General features: G+C 47.5%; 9 protein-coding genes and 1 other RNA gene. 3 read left to right on the top strand and 7 right to left on the bottom strand.

The genetic code is table 11. The features are described from left to right. An RNA gene (gene rnpB, locus NTW12_00575) (RNase P RNA component class A) lies at nucleotides 1-228 on the top strand; the annotation flags it as partial. Nucleotides 229-264: 36 nt separating this feature from the next. Continuing rightward, complete coding sequence (locus tag NTW12_00570; GenBank protein ID MCX5844848.1) at nucleotides 265-1,794, top strand: SpoIID/LytB domain-containing protein; 1,530 nt, start codon at nucleotides 265-267, stop codon at nucleotides 1,792-1,794. A 102-nt stretch (nucleotides 1,795-1,896) separates the two neighbouring features. Here NTW12_00570 and NTW12_00565 read toward each other — a convergent pair whose 3' ends face one another. From NTW12_00565 to NTW12_00535, 7 genes are read right to left on the bottom strand one after another with little or no spacing between them, the layout of a single operon-like run. Next, nucleotides 1,897-2,838, bottom strand: a complete 942-nt coding sequence (locus NTW12_00565; protein ID MCX5844847.1) for a GDP-L-fucose synthase — start codon at nucleotides 2,836-2,838, stop codon at nucleotides 1,897-1,899. A gap of 9 nt (nucleotides 2,839-2,847) precedes the next feature. Continuing rightward, nucleotides 2,848-3,879: a GDP-mannose 4,6-dehydratase gene (gene gmd, locus NTW12_00560; protein MCX5844846.1), complete on the bottom strand. Its 1,032-nt coding sequence runs from the start codon at nucleotides 3,877-3,879 to the stop codon at nucleotides 2,848-2,850. Nucleotides 3,880-3,890: 11 nt separating this feature from the next. After that, a complete protein-coding gene (locus NTW12_00555) occupies nucleotides 3,891-4,751 on the bottom strand; it encodes an NAD-dependent epimerase/dehydratase family protein (protein MCX5844845.1) in 861 nt (286 codons plus the stop codon). Nucleotides 4,752-4,808: 57 nt separating this feature from the next. Continuing rightward, complete coding sequence (gene hemL, locus NTW12_00550) at nucleotides 4,809-6,095, bottom strand: glutamate-1-semialdehyde 2,1-aminomutase (GenBank protein MCX5844844.1); 1,287 nt, start codon at nucleotides 6,093-6,095, stop codon at nucleotides 4,809-4,811. Further along, nucleotides 6,085-6,558: an Lrp/AsnC family transcriptional regulator gene (locus NTW12_00545; GenBank protein MCX5844843.1), complete on the bottom strand. Its 474-nt coding sequence runs from the start codon at nucleotides 6,556-6,558 to the stop codon at nucleotides 6,085-6,087. Before NTW12_00545 ends, hemL begins: the two co-directional genes overlap by 11 nt. Before the next feature lie 30 nt (nucleotides 6,559-6,588). Further along, nucleotides 6,589-7,008, bottom strand: a complete 420-nt coding sequence (locus NTW12_00540) for a peptide chain release factor-like protein (protein MCX5844842.1) — start codon at nucleotides 7,006-7,008, stop codon at nucleotides 6,589-6,591. Nucleotides 7,009-7,012: 4 nt separating this feature from the next. After that, nucleotides 7,013-7,999: a TGS domain-containing protein gene (locus NTW12_00535; protein ID MCX5844841.1), complete on the bottom strand. Its 987-nt coding sequence runs from the start codon at nucleotides 7,997-7,999 to the stop codon at nucleotides 7,013-7,015. Nucleotides 8,000-8,387: 388 nt separating this feature from the next. On the opposite strand from NTW12_00535, the gene NTW12_00530 reads away from it, so the two are divergent. Further along, nucleotides 8,388-9,386 carry an MBL fold metallo-hydrolase gene (locus NTW12_00530; protein MCX5844840.1) on the top strand — a complete coding sequence of 333 codons (999 nt, stop codon included), beginning with the start codon at nucleotides 8,388-8,390 and terminating at the stop codon, nucleotides 9,384-9,386. The last annotated feature ends 114 nt before the right edge of the window (nucleotides 9,387-9,500 follow it).

Here is a 9,500-nt window from a genome sequence, read left to right as displayed (position 1 = left end):
GTGAAAAGGCGAGGTAAGAGCTCACCAGTTTTCCGGGTGACCGGGAAAGCTTGGTAAACCCCATCCGGAGCAAGACCAAATAGGAGAACATTAAGAGCTGCCCGCTCGACGTTCTCGGGTAGTGTCGCTTGAGGCAGCAGGAAACCGTTGTCCCAGATGAATGATCATCACCCCCTTAAGGGTGACCGTAAGGGGGAACAGAACTCGGCTTATGATCTGGTCCGACACCGATTACGTTCCATCCACTGCCGGAATTCTCATCACATGATACAATATATTTTGCTTTTTATCTTAGTCCTGGGTTCGGCAGGCTATGGTTTTGCCTATAATGCAAATCAGGCTATGGAAGAGGCGGATGCGTATCTAAGAAACGGCCAGTATCTTGAGGCTATGGGGGCCTATCAGGATATTTCAGACCTTTCACCCGATCCTGAAATGAAAGCCAGGGCAATACTCAGGATAGGGGATATTTACAGCTACTTTCTGAACAATTACGACCGGGCACTGGAAAAATATAACGTTGTAATAAAGAATTATGAAGGCAGTAAACATGCCGCTAATGCCTATTTTAATTCTGGAATGATCCTGTATGAAAAAAACCGGTATAAAGAAGCATTGAATCAATTCAAAATATACCTCAAGAGATACCCCCGTGGGGATCGAAGAGAGACCGCAGAATTCATGATAGAAATGTGTTCCCGGCCTCCTCTCGCAATTACAGAAAAAAAACCGGCCTTTAAATCAGCGAAAGAAGAAATTATCAGGGTCTTGATCATGACCGGTGTTCGGGAGATCAATGTAGGCTCGCCCTCTTCATTTGAAGTAAGAGACGGCGATCGAAAGGAAATCCTTATCAAGGCGCAAACTGCAATCATAGACATTTCGGGGGGGAGTATAAAACTCAATGGTGAGCGCCGGCCTCACGATAGGCTAATTATTATTCCATCTGATGGTAACATACTGAGTGTAAACGGCAATCGGTACAGGGGTAATTTTAGAATTCAGAAGAGTGCCAATGGCGATATGGATGTGATTAATGTTCTGGATGTGGAAGCTTATCTTTACGGTGTTGTCCCGAAGGAGATGTCCCCTCAATGGCATCCGGAGGCATTGAAGGCTCAGGCTATTGCCGCAAGAACATACGTCCTTTATCAGAAGGAAAAAAACAAGAACAGAGACTATGATGTTATTGCCACCACCACATCCCAGGTCTATGGGGGACGAGACGCAGAATCGGAAAAGTCCACCCAGGCTGTGGATGAAACGAAAGGAATGGTGCTGCTCTATAACGGTCAACTGGCCCTTACGTATTTTCACGCAAACAGTGGAGGGATGACGGAAGATGCAAAACATGTATGGACCGCGGATGTTCCCTATCTGAAGGCGGTTCGGGATGATTATAGCATCAAAGCCAAGAATTGTTCATGGAAGCTGTCCATGAATGTCGATAAAATCAGAAAGTCCCTCAACAAAAATGGCCTTGAGATCGGATCTATTGAAAGGCTTATTCCCAGTGACATAAGTCCTTCCGGCCGTGTAATGAAGATCAAGATATTCCACGGCGGCAGGGAGACCATAGTAAATGGTAATGACTTCAGGATTAAAATTGATCCAACACTGGTCAAGAGTACCCTGTTTACAATGATCAATGAGGGGGATGAAATCCGTCTTGAGGGGAAAGGATACGGCCATGGTGTCGGTATGAGCCAGTGGGGAGCTTACTTTATGGCTCGTGAAGGATATTCGTATGGTGATATCCTGAGACATTACTATTATGGAGTGGAACTCAGGTAACCTATAATTATTGGTATTCACAGATATTTTCCTGACCATCGGATATCATAACCTCTGCATCAGGAATAAGAACTACAATAGCAAATTACTCCAAATAACGGCCTACTTTGTATTTTCACCTTTTAACTTCCGGTACCAATCTATCGTTTTTTTCAAGCCATCTCGAAGGTCCGTCTTTGCCTTAAAACCAAATTCCTGGTAGGCCTTTGTAGTGTCGAGCATCCTGCGGGGTTGGCCGTCGGGTTTCGTTTCATCCCATGTTACTTCGCCTTTATATCCAGTCAGCTCCACAATCAGATCAACGAGATTGCGGATTGAGATTTCAAAGCCGGCTCCGATATTGACGGGATCGCTTTTGTTGTATTTCTCCGTTGCCAGAATAATCGCCTCCGTGGCGTCCACAACGTAAAAAAACTCCCGCGTAGCCTTGCCCGTCCCCCAGACGATGATTTTGTCTTCCCCGCTGATGATGGCGTCGATACACTTCTTGATTAAGGCGGGGATAACATGGGAGGACTTTGGATCAAAGTTGTCACCGGGGCCATAGAGGTTCACGGGCAGGAGGAAGATGGAGTTGAAGTCGTACTGCAGACGGTAGGCCTGGGACTGGACGAGCATCATCTTCTTCGCTAAGCCATAGGGAGCATTGGTCTCTTCAGGGTAGCCGTTCCAGATGTCCTCCTCTTTAAAAGGAACGGGTGTGAACTTTGGATATGCACAGATAGTACCCAGGGCGACGAACTTATCGATCTTCCGCAGATAGCCCTCGTGGAGAAGCTGAATGCCCATCATAATATTGTCGTGGAAGAGGGCGCCGGGGTTCTCCTGATTGAATCCGATGCCGCCGACTTTGGCAGCCAGGTGGAGAACAATGTCCGGTTTCAAATCTTCATAGAGGCGATGGACGTCCTCCAGGCGAACAAGGTTATACTCAGGCAAGTCGGCAATGGAAAGATTGTGATACCCCTTTTCCTGGAGTTCCCGGATGAGATGCCGGCCGAGAAAGCCCTTGCCGCCGGTGATTGTGATGCGCTTGTTTTTCATGTTATCCCCTCATGCAATTCGCCCGTTTCCCGTACAGGCATATCCCGCATCAACGAGGGTTTTCTCCCGATTCGCATGTTCCGTGTCGGCGTCGATCATCATGTCGATCAATCGGTCAAAACTGATCCTCGGCTCCCAGCCCAAGACTTTCTTCGCCTTTGTGGCATCACCAAGGAGGCAGTCCACCTCCGTAGGGCGGAAGTACCGGGGATCGATAACCACGTGTCTTTCATAATCGAGATCGAGCTTTTTGAATACCTTTTCTACGAATTCCCGGACTGAATGGGTTTCCCCCGTTGCGATGACATAGTCGTCCGGCTTTTCCTGCTGTAACATGAGCCACATGGCCTCAACATAGTCGCCTGCGAAACCCCAGTCCCTCTTTGCTTCCAGGTTGCCGAGGTAGAGTTTTTCCTGGAGGCCGAGTTTGATGCGGGCGGCAGCCCTTGTCACCTTCCGGGTGACAAAGGTCTCACCCCGGCGGGGGGATTCATGGTTGAAGAGAATGCCGTTTGTGGCGAATATCTTGTAGGCGTCGCGGTAATTCTTCACAACGTAGTAGGCGTAGACTTTTGCGGCGGCGTAGGGGCTTTGGGGCTGAAAGGGAGTTGTTTCCCTCTGTGGCGGAGGAGCGGCGCCGAACATTTCACTGGAGGACGCTTGATAGAAGCGGGTTTTGATGCCTGTCCTGCGGATGGCCTCAAGGATGCGAAGCGTGCCGAGACCCGTGACGTCCCCCGTGTACTCGGGCATATCAAAGCTTACCCGGACGTGACTCTGGGCGCCCAGATGATAGACCTCGTCGGGGTTGATGTCGTTGAGTAAATCGGTCAACTGTCCTGAGACGGACAGGTCTCCGTAGTGGAGATAAACCCGCGCCTCGGGATCATGGAAGTCCCGGTAGAGGTGATCGATGCGTTCCGTGTTGAAGGTGCTGGCCCGGCGGATCAGCCCGTGAACCTCATATCCCTTACTCAAGAGCAACTCGGCAAGGTAGGAACCGTCCTGCCCGGTGATGCCGGTAATAAACGCCTTCTTCATTTAAATCCTCCTCAAATTGTATAGTAATCCCTGTACCATTGTACAAAGTGTCTGATACCGTCTTCTATTGATGTTGCCGGTTTAAAACCTACATCTTTCATGAGATCGTCAACGTCGGCATACGTGGCAGGTACATCTCCCGGCTGTAGTGGAAGCAAGTTCATCACGGCCTTCTTGCCTAATTGCTTCTCCAGTATGTTTATGAATTCAAGAAGCTCTACGGGGTTATTATTGCCTATGTTATAAATTCTGTATGGGGCAAAGCTTGTGGCGGGGTCCGGGTGAGCTCCATTCCAGTTCGGATCGGGTTCCGGAATTTTATTCATAACCCTGAATACACCTTCCACGATATCGTCGATATAGGTAAAGTCTCTTTGCATTTTCCCGTTATTATAAACATCGATAGGCCTTTCTTCCAGGATGGCCTTTGTAAACAGAAACAGAGCCATATCCGGTCTTCCCCAGGGGCCGTAAACGGTAAAAAACCGGAGCCCGGCATAAACGAGATGTTTGATTTTTTTATGCCGACACTCCTCAAGGATATTCAAAAATCCGGCAAGGTTACTGTCCAGATATGCATAGGGATTTATTAGGGAGTATCTTACTCCTGCCTGGGCTGCCAAGTGGACGACGATTTCAGGTTCCTCTTTTTCGAAAAGCGAGGTCATGTGTTGTCTCTCGGCAATATCCATTTTGACAAACTGGAAATCAGGGCTTTTTTCCAAAAGAGAGAGTCGTGCCTTTTTCAGGTTGATGTCATAGTAGTCGTTCATATTGTCCAGGCCGATTACGGAATAGCCGGCCTTCAGAAGACGTCCGGCAAAGTGAAATCCGATGAATCCTGCAGCGCCGGTGACAAGAATTTTATTCATTTTTTACTCCCATTTTGAAGCCTGATCTAATTTTTGCTTTAATTCCAGAAATCTCTTTTACAAGGTTTGTAGCGTTCTCGCACAGGCATCGAGGGTTTTTTCCATATCTTCATCCGTGTGGGCAAATGAAAGGAAAGAAGCCTCGAACTGGGAAGGCGCCAGGTAGATTTGATGTGATAACATGTTTCTAAAGTAGTGTGCATAACGCTTCGTATCACTTTTTGCCGCTGTGGTGAAATCAAAAACCTCGTCTTTGGTAAAAAATACCGTAAACATGGACCCGGCTCGATTGATAGTGACAGAAACATTGTGCTGATCGAACAGCTTCTTTAATTTTTCACAGAGGAGGGATGTATCCTGGTCCAGTCTGACGTAATTCTCAGCGCTTCTTTTTAGGATATTCAGCGTCGCAATGCCTGCCGACATGGAGATGGGATTTCCTGAAAGGGTGCCCGCCTGATAGACCGGACCTGAGGGAGCCAGTTTCTCCATGATCTCCTTCTTACCTCCGAAGGCGCCGACGGGAAGCCCTCCGCCGATAATCTTTCCAAGGCAGGTCAAATCCGGTTCAATCCCGGCGAGGTTCTGGAAGCCGCCGTAGGTTAACCTGAAGCCGGTGATTACCTCGTCAAAGATAAGGAGTATTCCATGCCGGCGGGTGATTTCTCTCAGCGCTTCCAAAAAACCTGTCCGGGGCAAGACAACACCCATATTTCCCGGTACGGGCTCAACGATGATGCAGGCCAGATCGTCTCCATGCCGACTTACTGCAGATGTGACGGCTTCAATATCATTGAAGGGCACGGTAATAGTCAATTCAGCCAGTTTTCGGGGAACACCGGGACTTCCCGGGATACCCAGGGTTGCCACACCGGAGCCGGCCTTTACCAGGAGTGAATCGGCATGGCCGTGATAGCATCCCTCAAATTTGATAATCTTTTCCCTGCCGGTATACCCGCGGGCGAGTCTGATAGCGCTCATTGCGGCTTCTGTTCCGGAACTTACCATTCTTACCATATCAATGGACGGGAAGGCGCCAACGATTAGTTTTGCCATTTCAATTTCCAATTCTGTAGGGGCGCCATAGCTGGTTCCTTTTTCTGCTGCGGCCTGAATGGCTGCAATGACTCCCGGATAGCTGTGACCGAGGATCATGGGACCCCAGGAAGCTACGTAGTCGATATATTCCCGTCCCTCGACATCGTAGATTTTGGAACCGGAGGCTCTGCTGATAAAAACAGGGGTTGATTCGACAGATTTGAAGGCCCTGACGGGGCTGTTCACACCTCCCGGTATGTATTTGCAGGCTTCTTCATAGAGAGATTTGGAAGATTTATTTGACATCGGTGAAATACTCCATGCTGCTTTTTTTATACTCTTCCTTACTAGTGAGGACTTTAAAATCTTTTATTCCTGCCGCTTGCGAGAGTTTCTGAATTATGTTTTCCTGCTCCCCTTCCCGGAAATGAACCATTGTGAAAATATTATATTTTCCTTCGAAAGAGGGGGTCCTTTCGTAACAGTGGGTGACCTCTCTGAAGGCAGCCAGACAATGCCCTGCAGATTCACCTTTTTCATGCGGAACAGCCCAGACCACCATGGCATTGTGTGTAAAACCTGCCTTCTGATGCCGCAATATGGCTCCGAACTTCCGGATGATACCTTTCTTCATCAAGCCACGTATTACTTCAAGAATTTCTTCTTCGGACGCGTGCGCCTGTTCTCCGATACTTTTGAAAGGTCTCTTTTCGAGTGGTATGTCTTGCTGGATAAGCTTTGAAATTATCTTTTCTGTCTTAGTTAACATGGTGATAGTCATATACCAGTTTTTTATTCTTTATTCCAGAGGCAAGGAAGTCTTTGAACGGAGCGACTTCTTTTCCGATTGTATATGCTTGATCGTGAGCATTTTTTCCTTTGCCCGCTTTGATCGGCGGCGCTTCTGCCGCCGTATCTTTTCAACGCGCTGTCTTTCCGCGCTAACTATTCCCGTTTGTATCTTTTCGATCCTGTCCAGGAGCAATCGCCTCGCTAAAAAGCGGTTCTGTGACTGGGATCGTGACTGCTGGCATTTAACGGAGAGCCCCGATGGCATGTGGAAGAGATGAACACACGAAGATACTTTATTCACCTTCTGTCCGCCGGGGCCGGACGACCGGACGAAAGTTTCCCGCAGATCACCTTCAGAAACCCCGAGACGCTCCATGCGTTCAATCAAGGCCTTTTCTTTTTCCGGGGAGACAGTAAAAAGACTCATAGTTTTATATACAAAGTTCGACTACATCTCCATCCTGGAGAATGTAATCCCTTTGCACCATCTGACCGTTGCGGACTGATTTGCCCCAGGCTTTTGCGTATTTCAATTTATTCACAAAATCGTTATGAATCTTGCCGGCAAAATCCTCCAGGCTGCTCCCTGCGGGGATGACAAACGGGGCTGTTTTATCAGCCTCTTTACCGGGAGGTTTCGTGTAAACCCGCATCATACCGGAGAGTTCATAAAGCTTATCCAGGAACACCATAATATTCCGGCCGGTGCGGGTCGAAATACCCATGCAGGGTAGTTTGACACCGGAGAGTTCTAAGAAAATTTCCATATTTTCCTTATCTTGAGGTTTGTCCATCTTGTTGACGACCACGAACATTTTTTTAATTTTGGGAGGTTTTCTTAAATCTTCCGGAACAGTGCATGCTTCAGAATAAATACGAAAGGAGCGGATAATGGCAAGGGTATCTTCGAACTGCTGCATAGGGTCGGCGGAGAGGTCCAGCAGGATGACGGCGATATCGGCACGGCGGATGAGATCGGTTAAGGCAGGTTCCGTATATTCTTTTGTAAGGGGAGGGGTGTCAATGAGCTGGAACTGGATGTTTTCATAATGCGCCATTCCCGGTGTCGGCTTGTGCGTGCTGTGGGGGAAAGCTGCCACTTCCGGTGAAGCATTCGTTATCAATTTGACGAGGGATGATTTGCCCGTATTAGGAGGACCGATAATAACGACTTGGGCAGCCCCTTCCTTTTCAATGTCATAAACTGTTTTCTGTCTGGCACCCCCCTTTTTTTTCAGGGCCTGGTCTTTGAATTTAGAGATACGTTCACGCAACATGGCCTTGAGCTTATCCGTGCCCTTGTGTTTCGGCATGATGGCAAGCATTTCTTCCAGGGCTTCAATTTTGTCTTCAGGGGTCGTTGCCTCCCGAAATCTCTGTTCCGCCGCGAAATAGTCCGGGGGAAGATTGGCCGGCATGGATTTTTATCTCCTTAAAAACCGTTTAAATTATATATAAGTATTTTCGAAGTAAAGTATGAAAGTCAAGTTGAATTTATTTAAAATCATGATATTCTTAACACAGTGGATTTGATGAGGCCAACAAAGCATGAGTAGAGTCAATGTCGTTGACTTAAGAATATTATCTCTTTCAAGTCCCCCTTCGCAAAGGGGGAACTGGAGTTTGGACATTTACGTGTCCCCCTTTGTAAAGGGGAGTCAGGGGGATTTTAATTGCATTCCCTAAAATCTCCCCCAACCCCTCTTTAGAAAAGAGGGGGGTCAAAGTGCTTAAGTCAATGGCATTGTAAGTAGAGTAACATACAGTGACCTTGTTATGGTAACAACAAAGAGGCTAATATGAGATATGTTCAGCGCCCATCTGATCAATGATCCCTTTGGCGACCCGGGGGTATATGTCGAATTTAAGTACCGGCGTTCAGCGATTCTTTTTGATTTAGGTGATCTCCATAATCTGAATCCGAGAAAGCTTCTCAAGATCAGCCACATCTTTGTTTCCCATACCCATATGGATCATTTCATAGGGTTTGATTATTTGCTGAGGGTATGTTTGGGCCGTGACCGTCATATCTCACTCTTTGGTCCTCCCGGCTTCCATCGGCAGGTGGAAAATAAGATCGGTGCCTATACGTGGAATCTTGTCGAAAATTACACGAACGATTTTGCACTGCACGTTACAGAAGTACATCCGGACTGTAAAATACTCAGACACTATCGCTGCCGGACAGCGTTTAAACCTGAGATCGAAGAGGTAAATGAGAGGTTTAACGGCACCCTTGTGGAGGGCAGCTTTTTTTCTGTCAAAGGGGAGTTTCTCGATCATAAGATTCCCTGCCTTGCATACAGATTTGAAGAAAAAAGCCGTGTCAATATCAAAAAAAATGTCCTTCAGGAAATGGGACTTCCCGTTGGGTTATGGCTGGTTGACTTAAAGGATCGAGTTCTCGCCGGTGATCCCGATGATACGCCCATACGGGTATGGTCGAAAAAAGAAAAGCAGGGAACGAGAGAAACGTTTATTCCTTTGGGTGAATTGAAAGAAACGATTGTGAAGGTGACGCCGGGACAGAAGATCACCTATATTACGGACGCTCTCTACAATGAAGAAAATTCACGAAAGATTATAGCGTTGGCTGAGGCGTCGGATCTGATGTTTATTGAGGCGATGTTTCTCCAGGAAGACGCCGAAAAAGCCGCGCACAAGTATCACCTCACGGCATTTCAGGCAGGAACATTGGCACAAATGGCGGGTGCAAAGAGGATATCGCTATTTCATTTTTCGCCGAAGTATAAAGGGACGCCCGATCTTCTTGTTGAAGAAGCAATGAAGGCATTCAATGGTTAAATCTTTTTAATCTGAAACCCTTCAAGTTTAATGGCCACCGATCGTTGAAGGAGTTCTATGGATATGACGAAGAGTTCTTTGCTATAGTCTGTGCTTACAACGAGACCCTCAATA

The sequence above is a fragment of the Deltaproteobacteria bacterium genome (genome assembly GCA_026388545.1).
In the GTDB taxonomy this organism is placed as follows: Bacteria; Desulfobacterota; Syntrophia; order Syntrophales; family UBA2185; genus JAPLJS01.
Note: the sequence above shows the minus strand (reverse complement) of the source record. Positions and strands in the feature narration are given on the sequence as shown.

Coding starts and splice junctions, on each gene's coding strand:
- NTW12_00530 (MCX5844840.1), top strand. CDS start 8,388: ATGTTCAGCGCCCATCTGATCAATGATCCCTTTGGCGACCCGGGGGTA.
- NTW12_00555 (MCX5844845.1), bottom strand. CDS start 4,751: ATGAATAAAATTCTTGTCACCGGCGCTGCAGGATTCATCGGATTTCAC.
- NTW12_00540 (MCX5844842.1), bottom strand. CDS start 7,008: ATGAGTCTTTTTACTGTCTCCCCGGAAAAAGAAAAGGCCTTGATTGAA.
- NTW12_00570 (MCX5844848.1), top strand. CDS start 265: ATGATACAATATATTTTGCTTTTTATCTTAGTCCTGGGTTCGGCAGGC.
- NTW12_00545 (MCX5844843.1), bottom strand. CDS start 6,558: ATGTTAACTAAGACAGAAAAGATAATTTCAAAGCTTATCCAGCAAGAC.
- hemL (MCX5844844.1), bottom strand. CDS start 6,095: ATGTCAAATAAATCTTCCAAATCTCTCTATGAAGAAGCCTGCAAATAC.
- NTW12_00565 (MCX5844847.1), bottom strand. CDS start 2,838: ATGAAAAACAAGCGCATCACAATCACCGGCGGCAAGGGCTTTCTCGGC.
- NTW12_00535 (MCX5844841.1), bottom strand. CDS start 7,999: ATGCCGGCCAATCTTCCCCCGGACTATTTCGCGGCGGAACAGAGATTT.
- gmd (MCX5844846.1), bottom strand. CDS start 3,879: ATGAAGAAGGCGTTTATTACCGGCATCACCGGGCAGGACGGTTCCTAC.